This window comes from Parasphaerochaeta coccoides DSM 17374, from assembly GCF_000208385.1.
Classification (GTDB): Bacteria; Spirochaetota; Spirochaetia; order Sphaerochaetales; family Sphaerochaetaceae; genus Parasphaerochaeta; species Parasphaerochaeta coccoides.
Map to the genome: position 1 here is coordinate 796,241 of NC_015436.1, position 21,348 is coordinate 817,588.

20 protein-coding genes are annotated in these 21,348 nt (G+C 50.4%); 16 read left to right on the plus strand and 4 right to left on the minus strand.

Annotated features, from left to right (window positions below):
- Positions 1 to 3: 3 nt before the first annotated feature.
- Entirely contained in the window at positions 4 to 822 is an 819-nt protein-coding gene (locus SPICO_RS03465) for an inositol monophosphatase family protein (protein ID WP_013739299.1), read from the plus strand.
- Between the two features lie 95 nt (positions 823 to 917).
- On the opposite strand, the gene SPICO_RS03470 is transcribed toward SPICO_RS03465, so the two are convergent.
- Together SPICO_RS03470 and SPICO_RS03475 are read right to left on the minus strand one after the other, a co-directional pair.
- Complete coding sequence (locus SPICO_RS03470; protein WP_013739300.1) at positions 918 to 1,652, minus strand: queuosine precursor transporter; 735 nt, start codon at positions 1,650 to 1,652, stop codon at positions 918 to 920.
- A gap of 118 nt (positions 1,653 to 1,770) precedes the next feature.
- Entirely contained in the window at positions 1,771 to 2,427 is a 657-nt protein-coding gene (locus SPICO_RS03475) for a hypothetical protein (RefSeq protein WP_013739301.1), read from the minus strand.
- A 297-nt stretch (positions 2,428 to 2,724) separates the two neighbouring features.
- On the opposite strand from SPICO_RS03475, the gene nrdR reads away from it, so the two are divergent.
- The gene (gene nrdR / locus SPICO_RS03480; protein WP_013739302.1) at positions 2,725 to 3,213 is read left to right on the plus strand and encodes a transcriptional regulator NrdR; all 489 of its coding nucleotides are present in this window, start codon (positions 2,725 to 2,727) and stop codon (positions 3,211 to 3,213) included.
- Between the two features lie 24 nt (positions 3,214 to 3,237).
- Here the strand turns inward: nrdR and SPICO_RS03485 are convergent, their stop codons facing one another.
- Positions 3,238 to 4,392: a deoxyguanosinetriphosphate triphosphohydrolase family protein gene (locus SPICO_RS03485; protein ID WP_013739303.1), complete on the minus strand. Its 1,155-nt coding sequence runs from the start codon at positions 4,390 to 4,392 to the stop codon at positions 3,238 to 3,240.
- Between the two features lie 69 nt (positions 4,393 to 4,461).
- On the opposite strand from SPICO_RS03485, the gene SPICO_RS03490 reads away from it, so the two are divergent.
- Genes SPICO_RS03490 through SPICO_RS03510 form a run of 5 tightly spaced genes read left to right on the plus strand, consistent with a single transcriptional unit; the run spans position 4,462 to position 10,325 of the window.
- Positions 4,462 to 4,905, plus strand: coding sequence for a hypothetical protein (locus tag SPICO_RS03490; RefSeq protein ID WP_013739304.1), 444 nt, complete (start codon positions 4,462 to 4,464; stop codon positions 4,903 to 4,905).
- A 23-nt stretch (positions 4,906 to 4,928) separates the two neighbouring features.
- Positions 4,929 to 5,513, plus strand: a complete 585-nt coding sequence (locus SPICO_RS03495) for a shikimate kinase (RefSeq protein ID WP_013739305.1) — start codon at positions 4,929 to 4,931, stop codon at positions 5,511 to 5,513.
- Complete coding sequence (gene aroC, locus SPICO_RS03500; protein ID WP_013739306.1) at positions 5,510 to 6,601, plus strand: chorismate synthase; 1,092 nt, start codon at positions 5,510 to 5,512, stop codon at positions 6,599 to 6,601. Before SPICO_RS03495 ends, aroC begins: the two co-directional genes overlap by 4 nt.
- Entirely contained in the window at positions 6,598 to 8,265 is a 1,668-nt protein-coding gene (locus SPICO_RS03505; protein ID WP_013739307.1) for a DNA repair helicase XPB, read from the plus strand. The genes aroC and SPICO_RS03505 overlap by 4 nt, the downstream gene beginning before the upstream one ends.
- Entirely contained in the window at positions 8,262 to 10,325 is a 2,064-nt protein-coding gene (locus tag SPICO_RS03510; RefSeq protein ID WP_013739308.1) for a helicase-associated domain-containing protein, read from the plus strand. Before SPICO_RS03505 ends, SPICO_RS03510 begins: the two co-directional genes overlap by 4 nt.
- A gap of 74 nt (positions 10,326 to 10,399) precedes the next feature.
- Here the strand turns inward: SPICO_RS03510 and aroE are convergent, their stop codons facing one another.
- A complete protein-coding gene (gene aroE, locus SPICO_RS03515; RefSeq protein WP_245523227.1) occupies positions 10,400 to 11,902 on the minus strand; it encodes a shikimate dehydrogenase in 1,503 nt (500 codons plus the stop codon).
- A 155-nt stretch (positions 11,903 to 12,057) separates the two neighbouring features.
- Here aroE and abc-f point away from each other — a divergent pair, with 155 nt between their 5' ends.
- The 9 genes from abc-f to rseP all read left to right on the plus strand — a co-directional run bounded on the left by abc-f (position 12,058) and on the right by rseP (position 21,342).
- The gene (gene abc-f / locus SPICO_RS03520; RefSeq protein ID WP_013739310.1) at positions 12,058 to 14,007 is read left to right on the plus strand and encodes a ribosomal protection-like ABC-F family protein; all 1,950 of its coding nucleotides are present in this window, start codon (positions 12,058 to 12,060) and stop codon (positions 14,005 to 14,007) included.
- Positions 13,997 to 14,677, plus strand: a complete 681-nt coding sequence (locus SPICO_RS03525; protein WP_013739311.1) for a Maf family protein — start codon at positions 13,997 to 13,999, stop codon at positions 14,675 to 14,677. Before abc-f ends, SPICO_RS03525 begins: the two co-directional genes overlap by 11 nt.
- 109 nt (positions 14,678 to 14,786) lie before the next feature.
- Positions 14,787 to 15,713 carry a 30S ribosomal protein S2 gene (rpsB, locus tag SPICO_RS03530; protein WP_041395030.1) on the plus strand — a complete coding sequence of 309 codons (927 nt, stop codon included), beginning with the start codon at positions 14,787 to 14,789 and terminating at the stop codon, positions 15,711 to 15,713.
- Between the two features lie 18 nt (positions 15,714 to 15,731).
- On the plus strand, positions 15,732 to 16,577 hold the full coding sequence (gene tsf, locus SPICO_RS03535) for a translation elongation factor Ts (RefSeq protein ID WP_013739313.1): 846 nt from the start codon (positions 15,732 to 15,734) through the stop codon (positions 16,575 to 16,577).
- Positions 16,578 to 16,632: 55 nt separating this feature from the next.
- A complete protein-coding gene (frr, locus tag SPICO_RS03540; protein ID WP_041395032.1) occupies positions 16,633 to 17,187 on the plus strand; it encodes a ribosome recycling factor in 555 nt (184 codons plus the stop codon).
- 1 nt (position 17,188) lies between these two features.
- Positions 17,189 to 17,908 carry a polyprenyl diphosphate synthase gene (gene uppS / locus SPICO_RS03545; RefSeq protein WP_013739315.1) on the plus strand — a complete coding sequence of 240 codons (720 nt, stop codon included), beginning with the start codon at positions 17,189 to 17,191 and terminating at the stop codon, positions 17,906 to 17,908.
- Positions 17,905 to 18,756, plus strand: coding sequence for a phosphatidate cytidylyltransferase (locus SPICO_RS03550; protein ID WP_013739316.1), 852 nt, complete (start codon positions 17,905 to 17,907; stop codon positions 18,754 to 18,756). Before uppS ends, SPICO_RS03550 begins: the two co-directional genes overlap by 4 nt.
- Before the next feature lie 13 nt (positions 18,757 to 18,769).
- Entirely contained in the window at positions 18,770 to 19,942 is a 1,173-nt protein-coding gene (dxr, locus tag SPICO_RS03555; protein WP_013739317.1) for a 1-deoxy-D-xylulose-5-phosphate reductoisomerase, read from the plus strand.
- On the plus strand, positions 19,942 to 21,342 hold the full coding sequence (gene rseP / locus SPICO_RS03560) for an RIP metalloprotease RseP (RefSeq protein ID WP_013739318.1): 1,401 nt from the start codon (positions 19,942 to 19,944) through the stop codon (positions 21,340 to 21,342). The genes dxr and rseP overlap by 1 nt, the downstream gene beginning before the upstream one ends.
- Positions 21,343 to 21,348 lie beyond the last annotated feature (6 nt).

Genomic DNA, 21,348 nt, shown 5'->3' on the forward strand with positions numbered 1-21,348 from the left:
AGGATGGATATGGTTCTGGATACGGAAATATGTGCCCTCCTGGCTGATGAGGTCAGGGAATGCGGTCGTTATGCCAAATCAATCCAGCATTCCGTTCGCAGGAACTATAAGTACGACGGTACGGTCATCACCGACGCGGACATGGAAATCTCCCGCCGCATTGTCGGCTTGCTCACTGAACGTCTGCCAGAGGCAAATATAATCTGTGAGGAAATTTCTACTCCGTGGCGTGAAGAAGCTCCCTATAGCTTTGTCCTTGATCCTATCGACGGAACCGACATGTACAGCCAAGGTTTCCCGTCATGGGCAGTTGCCTTGGGCATGATGGACAAGGTCCGGAAGCCTGTCGGCGCATGGATCAGCGCTCCACGCTGGGGCTTGGGTGTCGATGAACTCTTTGTCCGCCTTGACCCCGGTGGCACACCCTTTGTCAATGATGAACCACTTGCGCTTATCGGCGACAAGGATGCCGTTGCCCAGGTGATGGTCAGCTCCAAAGGCCAGTCCAATCTCGACTTCTCACATTTTTCCGGCAAAGTAAGAACTGTCGGTAGCAGCATCATCCATCTCATCAGTCCGGTTATCTATCCCAACATCGAGGCATGTGTCAATCAGAGGGCATACATCTGGGACATGTGTGCTTCACATGCCGTCCTTTTGAGCATGGGAATGGATATCAATTATAGTGATGGTTCCCCATTTCTGTACAACGATGAGTTCGTCACAAAACGAAAACCATACTCTATGCCCATCTACGCAGGGACAGCCCATGCACGGGCATGGCTACAGAGCAATCTTCCCGTGACATGCCATAACTGGTAGGTTGTTTTGCCGAAGAACACTGGTGCATTGTTACATTTTGAGAAAGCTAAAAAGCATACATGAAAAGCGGCAGACGCTATCTGGAACCATCGTCATCATCGGCCATCATAGCCAGCAGTCACTGTCATGCCGCACTTCTCGTCAGCCGCTGAAACATAGCCAGCATCAACCCACTTCCTTCCCAGATACATGAAGGGCGTATCAAGGGAGGCGACCGCCCACTTGAAGACACAGGTTGTCAACAGTATCTGCCACAGCACCGATGTCTCATAGACGCCCCAGAAAGCACCGAAGGTAAAAATCAGGGAATCAACGAACTGGCTTGCCCATGTGCTGACGTTCTTACGGAACCACAGCGACCTGCGTCCGGGGAATCTTCCGCGTATCGCTGCAAACACCTTGATATCGAACATGTTTGAAACAAGATAAGCAGCAAGACTCGCTCCAGCAATACGGGGCATGATGCCGAATATTCTGCTCAGAGCCTCCTGAGCCATATCAGAAGACGCTGGAGTGAACCACAGGGCGACCTGCATGAAACCTGTCATAACGACAAGTGAGAAGAAACCTATGCCGACGGCACGACGGGCATGTCGCGGTCCATAAAACTCATTCAGGAGATCAGTGGCTAAGGCTCCGCTTGTGAAGACTATGTTCCCAAGAGTGGCTTCAAGACCAAGAAGTTCGACATTCTTGGTGACTTGAATGTTTGCAATGATGACAGAAATAGGAATCCAGACATACAGTCCAAGTCTGCCCCACCGACGGAAGGCGAACATGATGACCGCAAAATTGAAAAGAAGCATGATGAGAGAAAAAAGTTCATTCATGACATGACCCCAGGGAATCCACCTGGATATGTCACCTCCCCGGATGGAAACGAAAGAAAAATATTCAGAACAACCGTTCTTACCGTACTATAGCAGAATGAGTCTGACTTATGTAAGGTCATTTCCCCAGGAAACTTTGAAGAACTGAAAACGCCTTCATTGAATCTTCCCTTTTCAACACGAACGTCAGCTCGTTCATCGTTGAAATTATTTCAATCATATTGATGTTTTCCCACGCCAATCTGCGGACTGCCTCGTGGATGATTCCCGGAGTTTGAAGGAAATCGCCGGAAAAAACCAAGGTCAAGGAAACAAGGTCGTCCATCCGTGTCAATATCTGTTCGCCCTCGACCAAGTTTTCCACTGCATCACGGTATTTCTCGCTGACGACCAAGCTGATTTCATGAGTTCCCAGGGCAACATTGATGAAATCTCCTTTTTCCGTGGAAATGTCCTGATACAACAGGAAAAGACGGGAGATGAAAGAATCCCTGCGAACAAGATTGATGTCGAATATATTCGTTTTCATGACAATTTCGTAATCAACCTTTGCCGGAATCTTTTCCGCGCCCTTGCAGCGGAGCTCATCCGCGTACCGCCTCACCGCCATCACAATGGCAGCCTGCTTTACGGGAGCGCCATGAAGCAGCGTCGTTTCTTCTAAGATTGAAGCGCTGTAATTACTGAAACTGATGATGCCGTCAATAAGCATTTCCTGGATGAATGGGGTTCTGTCAATTATTTTTTTCACACAACTGCTTACGGATTCAGCCACGTCATACCTCACGGATGATTGATACCTTCAAGAAAGAGTATATCGCCAGAATATGACTTTGACCAGCAATTCAGAATATAGAGCTGGCATAGCAGTGATATAAAGCTGGAATATGAACGGAAACCCACAACTCTGAACGTTCGGACATAATGAAAAACCAGCGTGGGATAAAATGAAAAAAACTACATATTGTAGTATTCATTCAGGTAAATCCTTTAGAAAGCGACAGAAAACCACAAAAAACTTGATTTGTTTGTTTTTTTGCTGTAGTGTACCTACCGGAAGGAGCGTGATTTCATGAGATGTCCCCGATGTGGCTATATGGATGATAAAGTCCTTGATTCCCGCCAGAACAGCAGCGGATCGACTATCCGTCGGCGGCGCGAATGCCTGAAATGTGGACATCGGTTCACCAGTTATGAACGCATCATCGACACTCCCCTGCGCGTCATCAAAAGGGATGGACGCATTGAGGATTTCAACTTGGACAAGATTGAACGCGGCGTTCGTATCGCTACGGACAAACTGAAGGTCACACCGGAAACCATCGAGCAAATCCTCCAGAACATCGAGGATTCAGTCGTCCTGCAAGCGGGAAGCAAACGGGAGATAACATCGAAGGCCATCGGAGAAGAAACGCTCAGGCAGTTGTACAAGGTTGACAAGGTGGCCTATGTACGGTTTGCGTCTGTCTATCGCGCTTTTGACGACGTAGAACAGTTCATAGAGGAAATCGAAAAGCTCAGCCAGATGATTGACGCCACCGGCAAGGATGTTCACGTCTGACGGACACGTCCTCCACAACCAGAGTCAACGGGCGTCAAACCACTTTCCTGTAATCGTTCCGTCAATCCTGTCGTTCAAATGTTCCGGCTTGAGAATTTCGTTTGCGCAGTCAAGACAGAAATTATCCGTCATTCCGGCGACATAGTCGTATATGAGTCTTTTCGTCGAACCATCATGACGCATGTACGCATCATGCATGTCTTGCAGATGCTGTGAAAAGCCCACGGCTAGCATATTCCTTTCCTGTCCATATCCGGCAATATCCATTCCGAAAGAGTCGTAAAGCTCATACAGATATGAGATTATCAATTTGAGCAACCTACGGAAATATCTTTCATAACCATTCAATACCGGCGATTTATAGATGAAGTCATAGTTGAACCGTTTCATGGTCTCGACCGCCTCGAAGATTTCATCAGAAAAGGAGATTCCCTGTTCCTCGGAACTCGATGTGATGATGTCCGTCACCAATGTATCAATGATATGGCCGTTGGTCGTTCCCAGGAGCCGCACGACCTGTTCGGGCAGCATGTCCTTTGTCACGATGGAAAGACGAACAGCATCTTCAAAATCCCGCCCAAGATAGGCGATGGCATCACTGAACCGCACCACGGCAGCCTCCCATGTGGAGGGAACCAGAGTATCGCGGCTGGTGATGGTGGAAAGGTCTTTCACCGTGTCTTGCGGTTTCAGTCTCTGGATGAAGCTCTCCCCGCAATGGGTCACTATGCCGTCACGGACCGCATACGTCAGATTGAGTCCTTTCCCTTTGTCGGCTAGAAAATCGACGACACGTAAGGAATGAACCTCATGCTCGAAATGCCCCAGTCCATCCTCCTCCATAAAAGAGGAAATAATCCGTTCCCCGACATGTCCGAAGGGAGTATGTCCAAGGTCATGCCCCATGCCTATCGCCCATGCCAATTCATTATCAAGGCCAAGTCCCCTGCAAATCGCGGACGCAATGGACGCCACGTGAAGCACATGTTCCATCCTGGTACATATATGGTCGTTGCTTGGCGAGAAAAAAACTTGGGTTTTGTGTTTGAGTCGTCGGAACGCCGAACTATGGATGATGGCGGTGGTATCACGGTAATAAGCTCCACGTACATCAGCCTTCCGTGGATGCTCCCGCTCCTGCAATTGCTCAGGGGTAAGTGTATTCATCAATCTGACCATGGTTGTTCCTCATTCACGTGGCATATGATATCATATGGCATTGCGTTCCACCGTGCAAGGAGGCTGCCTATGCCCGACTACATCGAAGCATTTCTCATTTTTGTCCTGCTTGTGATTACTGGCATCGTCTGTCTCAGACGTCTCCTGTCGTCAAAAATATTCTACTGGCTCATTCCTTTCATCGTGACGGCGGCATTAGGCTACGAGTCATTCGTCAGGCTTGGCGAGGTGATTGCAGAAGGAAAACGCCCGGATCATTACTTTTCCATGGCGGTCGGTCTCTGGGTGGTGGTCGTCGTATTGATTTCAGCCATGGTCAGGATTTTTTCCACGTCCAAGGCACCTGTCTTCTCTCACAGAAAACGACGCAAGATACATCCGGAAGCCGAATACCGCCGCCTCCGGGGACAAATACTTACCACGTACAGGAAGAAGAAAAAGGAACTTCCACGTACATATGTTCCCCGGATTCCTGCATATTCCAGACAATGGATCGATTTGTTGGACGCATGACCGTGCCCAGGGAGAAAAATTCCATGTCAGGGACAGAGCCTTATCTTTTTTTCTGCGGAATCAAACACAGCGGAAAGTCAACGATGTCCGCTTTCATGTCAAAGGAAACAGGTCTGGCATGTTTTGATACGGACGACATAATCCTCGCATCCTTTCCTGGAATCCATACCATTCGCTCCGTCTATCATCTCCTTGGCAAAGAAAGTTTCATGGAGAAAGAAGCCGCCGCGTTATCTTCTCTCGCGGATTTCAAGCCTACCGTGACATGGAAAGGATACCGGGGAGTCGTATCCTTGGGAGGTGGAGCCTGTGACAATGCCCCTGTCATGGATTTTGTCACGGCACACGGAACCCTTGTATATCTGGCCGTACCGGAAGACATACTGTTCAGAAGAATCAGCATAGGCGGGATTCCTCCTTTCCTGGATGCAGAACATCCCCGTGAATCCTTTCATCAGCTTTACTCTTTACGTAATCAGCTCTATGGAAAACATGCCCGCCTTGTGATAAGATTACCAGATTGCCATGGCAGAGCGGATACGTTCCGCTATCTGTTCGAACAATTGTCTGACTATGTGGATGCGCAGTCCATGCCGGAGAAGCAATGAGTGGAAATGTTTTTGGCGAAGCACTGAATATCACGACATTCGGTGAATCCCATGGAGCCGCCATCGGGGTTACGATAGACGGCCTGGAAGCGGGTTTCCCCCTTGACCTGGATATGCTCCAAAAGGAAATGAATCGCCGTCGTCCTGGTGGAAATCCCTTGGCGACACCCCGCAAGGAATCGGACACTATACAGATTTTGAGCGGTATGTTCGATGGACTCACGACTGGCGCTCCCCTGACCATTGTGCTGTTCAACACGAACCAAAATTCAGCGGACTATACCAATATCGCGGAAGTCTTCCGCCCAGGTCACGCTGACTGGACATGGTACAAAAAATTCACTGTGCGGGACTGGCGGGGAAGCGGACGGGCAAGCGGACGCGAGACAGCCGCACGGGTCGCCGCCGGCGCAGTCGCAAAACAAGTTCTCGCCGTCCATGGCATACAGGTGACTGCCGGAATCACCAGAATCGGCACTATCACGGCCTTGTCGGACAGCCCATGGGAAGAACGTCATCTGAACATCCTCTCCTGCCCCGACCAGGTTGCCGCTACCAAGATGGCAGAACTGATTGAAAACCTGCGAGCCCATGGAGACAGCGTGGGAGGCATCATAGAATGTCACATCGACGGACTGTGGCCAGGAATCGGAGAGCCTGTATTCGATAAACTGACTGCACTCCTGGCTCATGCCATGCTCAGCATAGGCGCAGTGAAAGGCATAGAATTTGGCGATGGCTTCGCCGCCGCAGGGATGTATGGGTCACAATTCAACGATTCCATGGTAATGGGCAGTGACGAACCAAAGTTCATCACGAATCATGCAGGCGGTACTCTCGGTGGAATATCGACCGGCGAGCAAGTCATCTTCCGCATAGCCATGAAACCGACTTCATCAATCTCCCTTCCCCAGAAGACTGTCAACAAAAAGGGAGAAGAAGAAATCATCGAAGTTCATGGTCGTCATGACCCTTGTATCTGTCTTCGGGCAGTTCCGGTCGTCGAGGCCATGGCCGCCCTTGTCATCCTTGACTTGATTTACCGGCAGAACAGACGCAGCGGACATGCGGAGCAGCTCGGCATATGAGTACTGACAAGCCTCTGGTAATCCAAAGCGACAAGACCTTGCTGCTCGATGTCCATTCCCCTTTTGCGCAGGAATGTCGAGATTCAATCACTGCGTTCTCAGAGTTGGTGAAATCCCCTGAACATGTGCATACCTTCCTGCTCACCCCGTTGTCGCTCTGGAATGCGAATGCGGCCGGCATGACAACCGAAGACATCATGGGACGCCTGCGGACATGGTCCCGCTACGACATCCCCGAACCCGTTTCCTACTTCATCACCGATATATCGGCGCGTTTCGGATCCTTTGTCATGACCGATATTCCTGATGACGCGGATCACTATCTCCTGACGGTGACGATTCCCAGGTACGCCAAGGAAATTTCTTCCCACAAGACTGTCTCATCCCTGCTCTTTCCCAGAGGAAATGATACATTTCTCCTGAACAGATATGCCAGAGGTGAAGTCAAGCTGAAGCTTATCAAGCTAGGTTTTCCCGTAGATGACCGCATACCGCTGAAAAAAGGCTTTCCCGTGCCCATGAACCTTCGCCAGCAGACACTGTCAGGCAAGGATTTCTCCATCAGAGATTATCAGGAAGCGGCGGCTCGTTCACTCTTGGGCGATCGCGGACCAGGCACGGGCTACGGTACCATTGTCCTGCCCTGCGGAGCTGGCAAGACCATTGTGGGAATGGATGTCATGTCCCTCCTCCAGATCCGTACCCTCATTCTCACTACCAACGTATCCGCTGTCCACCAATGGATACGGGAAATCTTGGATAAGATGGATATTCCTCCTGAGGATGTCGGGGAGTACACCGGAGCAAAGAAAGAAATTAAGCCTGTCACTGTCTGTACCTACCAAGTCGTCACATGGCGACCGGATAAAGAAGGCGTTTTTCCTCACATGAGTCTTCTCAGGGAAGGAAACTGGGGCTTGATTATTTATGACGAGGTTCACATGCTTCCCGCGCCTGTCTTTAAGGTAACAGCGGAGTTACAGGCCGTCCACCGGGTCGGTCTGACAGCCACTTTAATCAGGGAAGACGGCAGGGAAGATGAAGTATTCTCACTCGTCGGGCCCAAACGTTTCGATGTCCCATGGAGCGAAATGGAAAAACAAGGATGGATAGCCCGTGCATATTGCATTGAGGTGAAAGTCCCCCTCCCCCATGACCTGGAGCTTACCTATGCCATAGCGGGGAAAAGGGAAAAACACAGGGTTGCAAGCGAGAACCCCATCAAGATGGACGTGCTTGATGAACTTCTTTCCCGACATGCCGATGACTACATCCTGATTATTGGCCAATACGTTGACCAACTGAAGCAAATAGCCAGGAAGTATGGCTTCCCTCTGATTACTGGAAGTACGGCGAACACACGCAGAGATGACCTGTATGCCGCCTTCCGCTCTGGCGGAGAAAGAGTGCTTGTCGTCTCAAAAGTGGCGAACTTCGCCATTGACCTCCCCGATGCATCCATTGCCATACAGGTCAGCGGGACATTCGGTTCCCGGCAGGAAGAAGCGCAACGATTGGGACGCATCCTGAGGCCAAAGGCGAAATCCAGCTTCTTCTACTCCTTGGTGACTCGTTATTCCTCTGAAGAAGAATTTTCGGAAAACCGTCAGAAATTTCTTGCGGAACAAGGGTATACCTACAAGATTGAGGCGTATGAACAATGATGCGGGAAGATGTAATCGCACAATGGGTGAAAATTATTTCACGCTATCCGGACAATTCCTTTTTTTTCATCGCCAGAAATTACCTGGGACACATCACCACGCCATTTCACAAACCTGAAATCATTGAGCGTCTCACGAGTTTTTTCCTTGCCCCGGCCATACAGGAAAAGATATTCAGCCTGCTTGATGACGATGACAACATGCTCATCAGTGCCGTCATGTTGATGGATTCGCCCTCAAAAGAAGACATACAGAAATTTTTCAGTGACAGGCTCTCCTATGTCGAGCTGCATAAGAAACTGGTCAACCTTGAAGAAAGATTGATTTTCGTCCCCAGCCCGAATGATATGCGCAACCATATTTCAGTCAACCCGCTTTTCCATGATGAGCTTCATAGGAAGGCTGTCGCCTTCTACCCACTCCTTGGTGAAAATCCTCAGCACGCATCGGTATCCGTCCCTGACCGCCCGTTCATTGACGGAGAGTTCCTCAAAGCCTTTTTCAATCTCATGGCAAGCGGCAGGATTCCCCATGGGAACCCCCTTCCACAGGTGGATAGCACCGTCTATGCCAAGATATTTCCTGCATGGGAACCCGACAGACTGACACGCGCATTGAGACTTCTGCTTGCATCCGCAGGCAATACTCGGATTTTCACGCTTCATGCTGATAAACACGTCATGATTGACAAGTCCCGTATGACAGAAATACTTTCCTTGGCTCCGCTCCATTCATTCTGCCTCATCCTTGCATGGATGCTATCAGAGAAACTCGCTTTCTCTCCGGATAACATTCAATCTATCCAGCAGTCGGTGAATGATTTTCTCTCTACAGCACAAAAACTGGTTCCTTTATACAAAGAAAGCCTTCCCAAGCTCATCACGCTTTGCCTTCATGCCAACGGCTTGGATAGACACAGGATTGACCCTGCTGTTTTCCAAGACATCCTTGAAATCAGCGGAGCAGTGGTGGTGGACGGGAATCTCGTCCACATGTCGGCACATGTCCGCACCCTTCTTTCACAACAAGAACTGCAACAAGAACCGATGCCTCACGGTTCTCGCCTAATCATCGACAGCGACGGCATCCTCTCGTATAACAATCCGTCCCCTGCCAAAGCACATGACATGGTATCCTTGATTGCTGATGTCCGGAGCATCGACACATACGTCCATTACGAAATGACCCGTGGAAGTTTCAGGCGTGCCAGAGATATGGGCATCAGTCTGGAAAACATGTTGCAAGGCATTGAAGACGCAGTAGGAGAAGGAACCGTTCCCCGCTTCCTCCGTGAGCGGCTCACGGCATGGGAACATCTTTATGGTGAAGCCAGGATTTACGACGGCATCACGCTCGCCTGTTCAGAGCGTCTCAGCAGGATCATCGAACACGTGCCTGCCTTGGGCATCCATATCCATACCCGCATCTCAAACAACATTTATCTGATGAGACGCGATACTGAACCTCAATGGAGAAAGATACTTGAGGATGCCGGAGCTGACATGATGCCTGCCTCAATAGGTTCATCGGGCATGTACAAAAAAACTCATGCCACATCCACGATCGGAGAAAACCACCTACGCTGGAATTTCACTTTGCCGCCCCGTCAGAACTATCTTCTCTGCAATGTCCCATTGCAAAGTACTTATACACACCAAGATTCGTCTTTTCTCAATAGCATTTCCGCTACCGCAAAGAAAATGGATCTGCGTGGCGATGCCCTTCAGGAAATGGAGAGCCGTATCACCAACAAACTGGTACTTGTCGAATCCCAGCTTGTCAGGGATAGATTGTATTCCGGAATCCTTTCTGCCAGTGGCTTTGATTATCAAGGCAAGCTGAATCTTTGCAAGAGCGCAGTCGGGGACGCGTCCATGGTCCTCGAACTCCATTTGGGTGGAGACACGGAAGATATCATGGTCGTCCAAGCGATGGAAGTGATAGACGCCACGAAAAAGAATGCTATGCTCAAGGCAAAAATCATGCCTGACGGACAGGAAAGAATCATTCCAATCAGCAGTATCTTCCGTGTCAGGCGGGAACGGTTCTCACTTTTTTGAGGATGACAAGGAAGTTCCGTGTCGCTGCCAATCACCGGAACTTCAGCTTTGCCGTACTCGTGTTGTCCGTCCCGTTACCAATCGGGTTCCAGCCAATGGGGGTAATGATATCCTGTAAATGCCTCGAACTGAAGCTTGCCTTGTTCCAGCAGCATCTGCGCGCCATAGATGACTTCACATCCCGCCTCCGCCGCACGGAGAAGGAAGCGTGTCTGATGAGGCTTATACACAAGGTCGTATGCTATTTCTTTTCCAGAAAAGACATATCCGGCAGAGGGATCCTCATCGCTGTCAGGTGTCATCCCTACCGATGTCGTCTGAACAATCATATCAGACTTGCCGCTGTATTCAGAAATGTTCTCCAGGACATCCCATCCAGCCATGGTTTCCGCAGCCAACTTCCGGGCGGCTTCCGCGCTTCTGTTGAGTATGGTTATCTTCACTGAATGATTGTGCAATGCCCACGCCACAGCCCTCGCCGCGCCGCCTGCTCCCAGAATCAAGGCTGTCCTGACTCTCCCTGAAGTGATGGCTGGCATAAGCTGGGAAAGAAAACCATGGTAGTCGGTGTTGATACCCTTCCACAAATCCTTGACCCGCACGACGGTGTTACAGGAGCCTATCTGCTTGACTTCACGGGAGATAGTCCCCAGATAAGGAATCACATCCCGTTTGAAAGGCACGGTAACCGAAAAACCACGGATATCCAAGACATCTGCCAATCTGAAAAAAGGCCGGACGGCATCGACAGGGAACAAGGAATAGATGGCGTTCTTCTTGATTGCCCGGAAACCAGGATTATGTATCAGTGGGGAAGCCGACTGGGACACAGGATTGCCTATGATACCGAAAATTTCAGTTTCAGCGTCAACCTTATCGGCTCCATATACTTCGCTCAACACACGGGCTGAAAGCATCCCTGGAGCAACGGATTCCGCTGCTTCATCACAGCAGAACATCATGGATGAGCCAATCTTCCTGTATAGGATACGTGTCGGTATTCCAAGCACTCCCATCCCAATGACAATTTTCTCTGTTGAACCGGGAATTTCATCCTTGATGCGAAAAAGCCTTATCACATCCTCGACGGTATGCGGGGTGACAGCCAGTTTCGGGATGTCCCCTTTTGCCAATATGCGTGCCATGCGGGCATAGATATCAGCAGGCATGCCGGAAAAATCATGGTGAGAACGGATGATCCTGATTCCTTTCCTGCGGGCAAGCTGTTCCGCTTCCGTCTTTTTCAAATCATCCTCAAGATCAACATAAGCAAAGGCTCCCCTGTCCAGTACTTCCTTCATCAAGGAAAGACGTTTCCTTTCCGTACTTGTACACAGCCCCCCATCACTTTCCCTGCGACACGTCAGTATCATGGGAACAGGAAACTGCTCCGGCAGACTTCCCGCAAGCCGTGCTTCCGATTCCTCAAGATAGTCAAGCCTCAGTTCGACAGCTCCCACCCAGTCCTTGTTCCTCTCATACTGTGAAATGTTTTCCAGCAGGGTTCTCCCTGTCAGGGTAAGACATAACATGGGCTGTTCCTTCTGCCTGCCAGACTGCCTTGTGACGTGCAGCATCACCCGCGTTCATCCCAAGGCACGATGCGGCATAAAGCCATCCACTTCTTGCACGTGGCAGCTTTCTTGTGGTACGGTACATCATACAGAGATAAAATCTAATCTGCAACACCTGGCTTTCGGACGGGATTGCATCATGGACGGAAATACACTTCATGGGTAGCCTGAACATACAGAACCTCAGCGTAGCGTTTGGGGACAGAGATCTCCTGCACGACATAGGTTTTACATTGTCATCCTCAAGCCGTGCCGCCCTTGCCGGGGCCAATGGAAGCGGAAAATCTACCCTGATGAAGGCTATCGCCGGTCTCATAACCCCTGATTCACTCTCCAGGGATATGACAAAAGGCATGCGTATCGCCTATCTCCCCCAATCGGATATCGTACTTGGCGAACTTTCTGTCCGAGAAGAAGCCTCCAAAGGTTTCGAACGTTTCCGTCCATTGCTTGGAGAAAAGAAATCCATCGAAGAACAATTAGGCTCCATGGTCGATGATGTCACCTCACGACCGCTTCTTGTCCGTCTGCATGACATTGAAGACATCTTGCAAACCCAAGGATACCATCAACGTGACGCCTTGGTCACCCGCATACTCCAAGGACTCGGTTTTTCCCTTGAGGATTTCGACCGACCATGCGCTGAATTTTCCGGCGGCTGGCAGATGCGTGTGTCCCTTGCCCGCCTGCTGGTCAGTACTCCGGATATCATGCTTCTTGATGAACCGACCAATTACTTGGATATCGAAGCCGCCATGTGGCTGAGAAACTACCTGAAATCATTTCCCGGCGGCGTGATGATTGTTAGCCATGACCAGTATTTCCTTGACGAAACCGTCACTGAAGTTTATGAACTTTTCAACGGCAACCTTACCCGCTATAGCGGAAATTATACTGCGTATCTTACACAGCGGGAGATGGAACTCCAGACGTTGGAAAAAGCGTGGAAACAACAGCAGGCGGAAATCAGCCGGACGGAACAGTTCATTGAAAAGTTCCGTTACAAAGCGACAAAGAGCAAACAAGTACAGAGCCGGATAAAACAACTGGAGAAAATCGAACCGATCGAGATTCCCGGTCACTTGCGGAAACTTTCTTTTTCCTTTCCCCCTGCTCCCCATAGCGGCAATGATGTCGTCATCATCGAACATCTGGAAAAGCATTATGGAAGCCAGCAGATCTTTTCAGACCTGTCCTTCGTTGTCCGCAAGGGAGAGAGATTGGGAGTCACCGGACGGAACGGCATGGGAAAATCAACGCTCCTCCGTCTGCTGGCGGGAAGGGATGCCGACTATGGGGGTATGATTCGCTTGGGGAGCGGTGTTTCGACAGGGTATTTCGCGCAGGATACCGCTGATATGCTTGACCCAGCAAACACCGTGTTGCAGGAAGTCGAGTCCACGGCGTCACTATCAGACATCCCTCGTCTGCGGAACCTCCTGGGCTCATTCCTGTTTTCCAATGACGATATCGATAAGAAAGTCACTGTCTTGTCAGGCGGGGAACGTAGCCGTCTTGCGCTTCTGAAAATACTTCTGCATCCAGCGAACCTCCTGATTCTCGATGAGCCGACGAACCATCTGGACATCAATGCCAAGGAAATGCTTCTTGATGCCCTGAAAGCCTATGACGGAACAATCGTTTTTGTCAGCCATGACCGTCATTTCATTGAGAAGACCGCCACGCGCATCCTGTATCTCTCCCATGAGACACCGGAATTTTTTGAGGGAGACTACTCCTACTTCGCATGGAAACTCGAACAGAAGGAAGCCATCCCCGCTCCTTCCATGTCCATCGGCACTGTCCAGTCATCCTACGGAGAAAAACCCAAAGATGGCGCACTTCATTGGAAGGATGAAAACCGACGCCGCAACAGAATCAAAATCCTTAAGACAAAAGCTGAGGATATCCTTCTGGAAATAGCTTCCTGTGAAAAAAAGATTGCACGGCTCAACAGTGAAATGTCACAAGAAGATACTTATACCGTCCCTGAGAAATTGACAGCTCTTTTCTCAGACCGTCAGAAGGAAGAGCGCAGGCATGCCGCCCTGACCGAAGAATGGCTGGAAACCACCGCCGCCATGGAGGAATTGGAACATGAGTCATGATGACAATGATGTTTTCTGGACGCCACCTTCCACCCCCACTCCCCACCAAGTTCGCCTTGGCACACTGATGAGCACGGTCATACTGGCGTCCGGTTCCCCCGCACGGAAAAAACTCCTTGAAGACTGTGGAATCATCGTGACTGCCATACCGACCGACTGTGATGAATCCCATGGGGACATAGCTCCCCAAGACATCGTACATCTCCTTGCCCGACGGAAGATGGAAGCATACCTTGCCATGAATCCTTATCCCCTGGTTCCCGTCATTACCTGCGACACCTTGGTACATCTTGGGCATGAAATATTCGGCAAGGCCGCTGATTATGAAGAAGCATTCACATATCTTGGAAAAATGCAGGGACGGTCCCATCAGGTATCTACCGGATGGGCTCTCTACCTACCCCTGGCGGAACCCATCGGGACATCACATCCTTCTTCATTGCCTTTCTTTTCCGGAATCGATACGGCGGATGTTGCATTCCGTCCTTTGGATTCCCGCCAGATTCACGAATACCTTGCGACCGGAGAATGGCAGGGCGCAGCCGGAGCCTACAGGATACAGGGAGCCGGGGCGCGTCTGGTCAGGGAAATATCAGGAGACTGGACTACCATCGCGGGCTTGCCAATATCCCGGATTTCTGACATGATGGCAGATACCGTATCCACGTAAGTGGAATGGAATATCCGCCCCTTGCGGGTGAGAACGAGAAGAAGGGTGATGATGCGTGCGTGATGTCCCTGACGGGCATGTCGCAGTGTGTCGTCAACAGGAGGGAATTTTGTCCGTAGTCACCATGAAAAGCCTGTTGGAATCAGGCGTCCATTTCGGTCATCAGACCAAACGTTGGAATCCCAAGATGGCAAAGTACATCTTCCAGGAACGGAATGGGATCCATATCATCGACTTGCAGAAGACCAGTGCATGTATCATTGAAGCATATGATGCCATCCGCGCCCAGGTACGCAATGGAAAGAGCATTCTTTTTATCGGAACCAAGAAACAGGCACAGCAGACCATTGAATCCGAAGCCAATCGCTGCGGTATGCCGTATGTGAACAATCGCTGGCTCGGCGGTATGCTCACCAACTTCACTACCATCAAGAAATCCATAGCGACCTTGAAGAAAATCGAGAAGATGGAAGTCGATGGAACCTTTGACAGCCTTACCAAGAAAGAAATCTCCCTGCTTACCAAGGAGAAGACGAAACTTGAGAAGAACTTGGGAGGAATCAAGGACATGACGTCCCTTCCTGGCGCAGTCTTCATTATTGATACCAAGAAGGAAGCCATTGCCGTCGCCGAGGCCAATCGTCTGGGAATCCCTGTCGTAGCTGTCGTTGATACCAACTGCGATCCTACGAACATTGACTACCCTATCCCTGGAAATGATGATGCCATCCGCGCCATCCAGCTGTTCACCGAAATCATTGCCAATGCCGTCGTCGATGCTGATAATGAAGCCGGAATCCAAATCATTGAAAGCCTTCCTTTGGAAGATGACCTTCACGCAATGGCTCCCGCTGCGGATGTATCTGCCGATGCGGGCTCTGATGAAGAAGATGAAGAAGGAATCGTGTTCTCCACTGAGGGAGGAACTGCCAAGTTCGAGGACTTCGATGGTTCGTCAACGGATGTACCTGCGGACGAGGATGATGAAGCCTCCACTGGCATTTCCGTTGATGAAGAAATCTTGTACAAAGACTAAAACAGAAGGAGTATCATCGTGGCAGCTATTACTGCGGAATTAGTAAAGAGACTTCGGGACGCCACCGGCGCCGGAATGATGGATTGCAAGAAAGCACTGATGAAAGCCGATGGGGACTTCGACGCAGCAGCGAAAATTCTTAAGGAGATGGGACTGGCGGCCGTTGCCAAGAGAAGCGACAGAGCTACTGACAACGGACGTGTGTTCGCGCGTATTTCCGACGGCAAGGCTGTCCTGCTTGAGATTTCCTGCGAGACTGACTTTGTCGCCCGCAATGATGATTTCATTGCCTTGGGCAATGAGCTTATCACCGACATCATCGCCAATGGGTGGACTTCCCCCAATGACCAGCTTAACGCCAAGGTCGATGGGTTGATTTCCCTGATTAAGGAGAACATGCATCTCAAGTCCGTCGTGGTGGAAGATGTACCGGCTGACAGTATCGGGGCATCTTACATCCATGGCGACGGGGTACTCGGCGTCATCACCGTGCTTAAGGCTTCCAAGCCTGAAGTCCTGAAGAATCCCGTTGTCGAGGAACTTGCGCATGACATAGCCCTGCATGTCGCTGCTTTCACTCCCCAGTTTCTCTCCGACAAGACCGTGACCAAGGAGTATGAGGAAGAACAGCTTTCCATATTCCGTGTCCAAGCCGCATCCCTCGATAAGCCGGAGAAGGTCAAGGAAGGCATTGTCCGTGGCAAGCTATCCAAGTTGTACAGCGAGATATGTCTGCTCGATCAGGCTTTTGTGAAGGACGATAAGATTTCCGTTGCCCAGAAGCTGAAGGAAGTCTCAAAGGCTGTCGGAGCTGACTTGGAGATTGCCTCCTATCACTTCCTGCGTGCTGGTGTAGAAGCGTAACTGACTATCATTCCGCCTGTTTCTTTGGAGACAGGCGGTTCTCATGGAGTATCGTATGCAAGATGTATTATCACAATGTGAAGACAAGATGAACAAGAGCGTCAATACGCTGTCAGCATCTTTCCAAGGGTTGCGCACTGGACGTGCCACGGCTGCAATCTTCGACAAAATCAAAGTCGATTATTATGGTCAGGAAACTCCCCTCAACCAAGTGGCAAGCATTTCCATCCCTGAAGCACGCATGGTCGTAATCCAACCGTGGGATAAGGGACTTCTCGGTCCTATTGAAAAGGCTATCCAGAAAAGTGAACTTGGCTTGAATCCAAACAATGACGGAAAACTTCTCAGAATCAATTTTCCGCCCCTGACCGAAGATCGGAGAAAGGATCTTGTAAAAAGTTCCAAGGCAACGGCGGAACAAAGCCGGGTAGCTATCCGCAATATTCGCCGCGATGCCATGGAAGACCTGAAAAAACTCCAGAAATCCGGCGCAATCAGTGAAGACGAACAGAAGGACGGCGAGTCCAGAATCCAGAAACTGACGGATTCATTCATCACCAAGGTGAATTCCTTGGCCACTGATAAAGAAAAGGAAATAATGGAGATTTGAGGTGCTTGATACCACTGTCTCGTCCATCATCCCCACTCATGTTGGGTTCATCATGGACGGAAACGGAAGATGGGCACAAAAAAGAGCCCTGCCCCGCGTGGCAGGGCATCTTGAGGGACTCAAGGCTTGCCGTCGCGTCATTATTGCCGCGGCAAAACAAGGCATCCGTTATGTAACTCTTTATGTTTTCTCCACGGAGAATTGGAAGCGTCCCGCGCAGGAGGTATCTTACCTGATGGGGATGCTTGTTTCCAAGATTCATGGAGAACTGAATTTCTACCGGACTCATGATATCCGTATTCTTGTCCGTGGAGATATATCCCAACTCCCCCAAGCCTCACGGGAAGCTCTGGAAGCGACCATACGGGAAACCGCATCGGCCAAGGGGATGACCTGCGTGCTTGCCATAAACTATGGCGGTAGAGATGAAATTGTACGTTCTATACGGGACTGCCTCAAGACAGGCAGGATTTCTTGTCCAGAGGACGTGACCGAGGAACTGATTTCCACGTCATTGACCCTGCCATCAGTGCCTGACCCGGACATCGTGGTACGTAGCGCCGGAGAAAAAAGACTGAGTAACTTTCTCCTGTGGCAGATTGCCTACGCAGAGCTTGCGTTCTATGATAAACTATGGCCGGACTGGGATAGTGAAGACGTAAAGAAACTCTGCGATGACTTCGCCTCACGAACCCGTCGTTACGGAGGATTATCAGTATGACCAGTGTGATCAAGCGCATCTTTGTCACCTTGTTGCTTCCGCCCTTGCTGTTCTGCCTCATCCTGTTTCTTCCGCACTATGCATACCTGACCCTTGCCCTTCTTGCCCTCCTGGTGGTATTGATTGGATCGCATGAAATGTATGCACTCATCCGGAAAGCTACCGGTATCTCTCCTCAGATTCCTTTCTGGTTGCCTTCTTTCCTCATTGTCGCGCAATGGGGGGAACTCTATTTTTTCCCCGGCTCCCCTGTCACTGACCTTATGTTCATCTCGCTTATCATAACCTCCATGATTATTGAAATCTTCCGTGGGGCATCAGATATGTTCGCCGGAGGAATCCGTCGGCTCGGTTCTACCTTGCTGCTCATTGTTTATCCGGGTTATCTGACTACTTTCATCATAAGATTGACGGCTTTTCCCGACATGAACATCACGTTTCACCTCATTCTTTTCTTCCTGCTTGTTTTCACCAACGACATCTTCGCCTATGTATTCGGAATGCTTTTAGGGAAAAACAACAGGGGTATCTTCAAGGTCAGCCCGAACAAAAGCATGGCAGGGTTCATCGGAGGCATCCTGTCAACAATGGTCATCGGCATCGCTTTCGTCCTGTTGTTCCCGGCATACACTCATCTCAGTGTCATCCAGACGGCTGTAATCGCCCTCTTGGTTTCCCTTGCGGCAACCATCGGCGACCTGATTGAATCCGTCTTCAAAAGAGCAGCGGGCGTCAAGGATTCTGGAAGGTTCATCCCTGGCCGTGGCGGCATGCTTGATTCTCTGGATTCTCTGCTCACCAGCGCACCGCTTTTTCTCTTGCTTGTCACCATGACACTCCAAGCATAGGCAGGGCTAACGCATGAGAAACACTGCCACCTGCCGTAGTGCCATCATTCTCGGATGCACCGGTAGCATCGGAATAACCGCCATCAAGGGGCTCTCTGCCCTTTCTTCCCCTCTGCGCATCCGCGCCCTTTCAGCCCATACCCAAGCACAAAAGCTCATTGACAGCGCGGTCAGTCTCGGCGCGGAAGCCGTCTGCTTGACCGGAGCACGCTTCTCTGATTTCCCTGTTCACTGTCCTGCGGATGTCAGGCGTTATGACGGACCGCATGGCCTGCGCTCCATGCTTGAAGACATACATGCAGATGTCGTCCTGAATGGAATAGCGGGAGCAGATGGTCTTGCAGCCTCACGGTGGACTCTGGAGAACGGAATGGATCTCGCCTTGGCGAACAAGGAGACTATTGTCATGGCCGGTTCTCTGATAGAAAATACCGCCCGGCGGAACAGTTGCTCCATTTTTCCTGTTGACAGCGAGCACAGCGCGCTCAAGGCTCTGATTGACGCGCACGGACGGGAACGGGTCTCCTCATTAGTCATCACGGCAAGTGGTGGGCCTTTTCGTACCATCCCTATGGAAAAGCTGTACGACATCACCCCAGAGCAAGCAACCGCCCACCCAACATGGAGCATGGGCAGGAAGATATCGGTTGATTCCGCGACTCTTGCCAACAAAGGACTGGAACTCATTGAAGCCGCGCGCCTGTTCTCCTTTGATTCATCCTGCCTTGAGATTGTGATTCATCCTCAGAGCATCGTTCATTCAATGATTCGAATGGTCGATGGCGCAGTGTACGCCCAGCTCTCTCCACCGGACATGTCCCTTCCCATTCTCTCCGCTCTGGCAGGAGGCGTGCTCCCTGGCCAAGGGGTGAAAGCCCTCGATTTTACACATATTTCCTTGGAATTTGAAAAAGCCGATGAAAAACGTTTCCCTTTCCTTGCCCTCGCTCGTTCCTGCATCAAGGGGAATGATGCTTTGCCCATAGTGTTCAATGCGGCGAATGAAGTGGCCGTCCATGCGTTCCTTGCTCGCACGTGCAGGTTTCCCGACATCTACGCGACGGTTGAAGAAGCACTTGCGCGTGGCAATTGGTCACAATATATCGAAGACTACGAGGATGTCATGCAGGTAGATGCTTCGGCACGCAGGATTGCACAAGACATCCTCTCGGAGAAACACGTCTGATGTGGGATATCCTTCTTAACGTAATCCTTGGCCTTACGGGAATCGGAATTATGATTTTTGTTCATGAAGCGGGGCATTACATTGTTGCCCGTTTCTGTGGCATCACAGTTGAAGTCTTTTCATTCGGATTGGGGCCAAAGCTATTTTCGTGGAAACGTGGCCATACGGAGTTCCGCATCAGCCTGCTTCCGGTCGGTGGATTCTGCCGGATGAAGGGGGCTGATGATCTGACCCGCGCCCTGGAAGCCAAAAACGATTCTTTCATTCATACCGAAGCAGGCTCCCTGTTCGCAGCCAGTCCCGGTAAGCGTTTCCTCACGTATCTTGCAGGGCCTTTGTCAAATATCATCTTTGCCATCATCGTCTATACGATTTTCTCCATGATGACCTACACCACACTTTCCGACCCTGCGCGAATCGTGGTGACAGCCGACTATTCACAGTTCTTTCCTATGGTGGGAGAAATGAATGCCGCCCGTCTCCATGGGCTTGAGACAGGCGACACCATCCTTGAAGTAGATGAAATTCCTGTACTGGACTATCAGATGTTGGTTGAATACCTGTGGAATTCACAGGGAAAGACCGTCATCTTTACTGTTCAGCGGGAAGGAAACATCCTCACATTCCCTGTCTCTCCCTTCAAGGACAAGAACAATCGCTACGCCTTTGGCATCACCAGTTATATTGAACCCGTGGTTGCCTTCGTCAAGGAAGACAGTCCTGAAAAAGCGGCAGGACTGCTGCCTGGTGACCGCATTGTGATGACCCAAACCAGCGAAGTGACCAATATGCTTGACCTGACCATTGCTCTTGAGGCATCACCTGGCATCCAGACTTATGTTGTAGCACGTATTTCTGATGACAAGGATGCCAGCACTGCAACAGTGCAGTTCATTCCAGAAACTGACAAAGACGGAAAAGCACAGCTTTCCTTTTCGCTTGCCAGCGGAAACCGTGTCGTCACGGGACAGTCTCTTCCGAAAGCTCTGTCGTCTTCGCTGACACAATCCTTGGACATGGTGCGGAATACCCTGACATCACTTGGCGACCTGGTCACGGGAAAAGGCAACATCAGGGACAGCTTCACCGGACCATGGAGAGCCTCCATGATGATTGGAAGCATCACGTTCCAAGGATTCAAGGAGAGTTTTTCCAGCGGACTGCGTGCCATGCTTTATCTTCTGGGAGTCGTTAGTATTTCCCTTGCCATTGCAAACATCCTTCCTATCCCGGCACTGGACGGCGGATTCATGCTAATTTGCGTTGCTGAGATGGTGATGGGACGACAGCTTTCCCCGAAGGCGTACATGCGTATCCAGATTATCGGTGTAATCTGCATCATCACCATAATCGTCATCATGACGCTTGCCGACTTAAGATTTTACGTGAGCGGAAAGTAATTTCTG

What these genes read in the sequence shown, in the direction of transcription:
- SPICO_RS03505 (WP_013739307.1), top strand. Translation starts at nt 6,598, where the DNA reads ATGAGTACTGACAAGCCTCTGGTAATCCAAAGCGACAAGACCTTGCTG.
- SPICO_RS03550 (WP_013739316.1), top strand. Translation starts at nt 17,905, where the DNA reads ATGACCAGTGTGATCAAGCGCATCTTTGTCACCTTGTTGCTTCCGCCC.
- abc-f (WP_013739310.1), top strand. Translation starts at nt 12,058, where the DNA reads ATGGGTAGCCTGAACATACAGAACCTCAGCGTAGCGTTTGGGGACAGA.
- SPICO_RS03470 (WP_013739300.1), bottom strand. Translation starts at nt 1,652, where the DNA reads ATGAATGAACTTTTTTCTCTCATCATGCTTCTTTTCAATTTTGCGGTC.
- aroE (WP_245523227.1), bottom strand. Translation starts at nt 11,902, where the DNA reads ATGCTGCACGTCACAAGGCAGTCTGGCAGGCAGAAGGAACAGCCCATG.
- SPICO_RS03495 (WP_013739305.1), top strand. Translation starts at nt 4,929, where the DNA reads ATGTCAGGGACAGAGCCTTATCTTTTTTTCTGCGGAATCAAACACAGC.
- SPICO_RS03510 (WP_013739308.1), top strand. Translation starts at nt 8,262, where the DNA reads ATGATGCGGGAAGATGTAATCGCACAATGGGTGAAAATTATTTCACGC.
- rseP (WP_013739318.1), top strand. Translation starts at nt 19,942, where the DNA reads ATGTGGGATATCCTTCTTAACGTAATCCTTGGCCTTACGGGAATCGGA.
- SPICO_RS03485 (WP_013739303.1), bottom strand. Translation starts at nt 4,392, where the DNA reads ATGGTCAGATTGATGAATACACTTACCCCTGAGCAATTGCAGGAGCGG.
- frr (WP_041395032.1), top strand. Translation starts at nt 16,633, where the DNA reads ATGCAAGATGTATTATCACAATGTGAAGACAAGATGAACAAGAGCGTC.
- SPICO_RS03465 (WP_013739299.1), top strand. Translation starts at nt 4, where the DNA reads ATGGATATGGTTCTGGATACGGAAATATGTGCCCTCCTGGCTGATGAG.
- SPICO_RS03525 (WP_013739311.1), top strand. Translation starts at nt 13,997, where the DNA reads ATGAGTCATGATGACAATGATGTTTTCTGGACGCCACCTTCCACCCCC.
- dxr (WP_013739317.1), top strand. Translation starts at nt 18,770, where the DNA reads ATGAGAAACACTGCCACCTGCCGTAGTGCCATCATTCTCGGATGCACC.
- SPICO_RS03490 (WP_013739304.1), top strand. Translation starts at nt 4,462, where the DNA reads ATGCCCGACTACATCGAAGCATTTCTCATTTTTGTCCTGCTTGTGATT.
- nrdR (WP_013739302.1), top strand. Translation starts at nt 2,725, where the DNA reads ATGAGATGTCCCCGATGTGGCTATATGGATGATAAAGTCCTTGATTCC.
- aroC (WP_013739306.1), top strand. Translation starts at nt 5,510, where the DNA reads ATGAGTGGAAATGTTTTTGGCGAAGCACTGAATATCACGACATTCGGT.